Origin of the sequence: Fusibacter tunisiensis, from assembly GCF_016908355.1 — a bacterium.
Lineage (GTDB): Bacteria > Bacillota > Clostridia > Peptostreptococcales > Acidaminobacteraceae > Fusibacter_D > Fusibacter_D tunisiensis.
Map to the genome: position 1 here is coordinate 1 of NZ_JAFBDT010000067.1, position 1300 is coordinate 1300.

Below are 1300 nucleotides of genomic sequence, written 5' to 3' on the forward strand. Positions count from 1 at the left end.
GAGTTGTATGGCGTAGACCCGAAACCGGGTGACCTATCCATGTGCAGGGTGAAGCGAGGGTAAAACCTCTTGGAGGCCCGAACCCATATCTGTTGAAAAAGGTTGGGATGACATGTGGATAGCGGAGAAATTCCAATCGAACCCGGAGATAGCTGGTTCTCCTCGAAATAGCTTTAGGGCTAGCCTTGAGTTAAGAGATACGGGGGTAGAGCACTGAATGTCCTAGGGGCTTTCACCGGCTACCGAAGACTATCAAACTCCGAATACCGATATCTTATACTCAGGAGTCAGACTATGTGTGATAAGATTCATAGTCGAAAGGGAAACAGCCCAGACCATCAGCTAAGGTCCCAAAATGTAAGTTAAGTGGGAAAGGATGTGGGATTGCACAGACAACTAGGATGTTGGCTTAGAAGCAGCCATACATTTAAAGAGTGCGTAACAGCTCACTAGTCGAGTGATCCTGCGCCGAAGATTACCGGGGCTAAAACTTACTACCGAAGCTATGGAATTAGAGTAATCTAATTGGTAGAGGAGCATTGTATGAGGGGCGAAGCACGATCGTAAGGACGTGTGGACATCATACAAGAGAGAATGTTGGCATGAGTAACGAGAGACGGGTGAGAATCCCGTCCGCCGAAAACCTAAGGTTTCCTGAGGAAGGTTCGTCCGCTCAGGGTAAGTCAGGACCTAAGCCGAGGACGAAAGTCGTAGGCGATGGACAACAGGTAAAGATTCCTGTACCACCGAGAACCGATTGAGAGAAGGAATGACACAGGAGGTTATGCTGAGCACGCGGTTGGAAGAGCGTGTCCAAGCAGCACGTCTGTGGCGTAGGCAAATCCGCGCCATGTAAGGACAAGCTGTGATGGGGAGTGAAACTAGTAGCGAAGCAGCAGATATCACACTGTCGAGAAAAGTTTCTATCGAGGGAGCAGGTGCCTGTACCGTAAACCGACACAGGTAGGAGAGTAGAGAATACTAAGGCGAGCGAGAAAACCATTGTTAAGGAACTCGGCAAAATGACCCCGTAACTTCGGGAGAAGGGGTGCCGGATCAGGTTCAGAGCTAGATCCGGCCGCAGAGGATAGGCCCAAGCGACTGTTTACCAAAAACACAGGTCTCTGCTAAATCGAAAGATGATGTATAGGGGCTGACGCCTGCCCGGTGCTGGAAGGTTAAGGGGAAGTGTTAGGGCAACCGAGGCACAGAACTGAAGCCCCAGTAAACGGCGGCCGTAACTATAACGGTCCTAAGGTAGCGAAATTCCTTGTCGGGTAAGTTCCGACCCGCACGAAAG

Annotated in this window: 1 rRNA gene; it reads left to right on the forward strand. The window is 50.3% G+C overall.

The annotated features are described in order from the left end of the window. Window positions 1-1300 (forward strand): 23S ribosomal RNA (locus JOC49_RS13080); the annotation flags it as partial.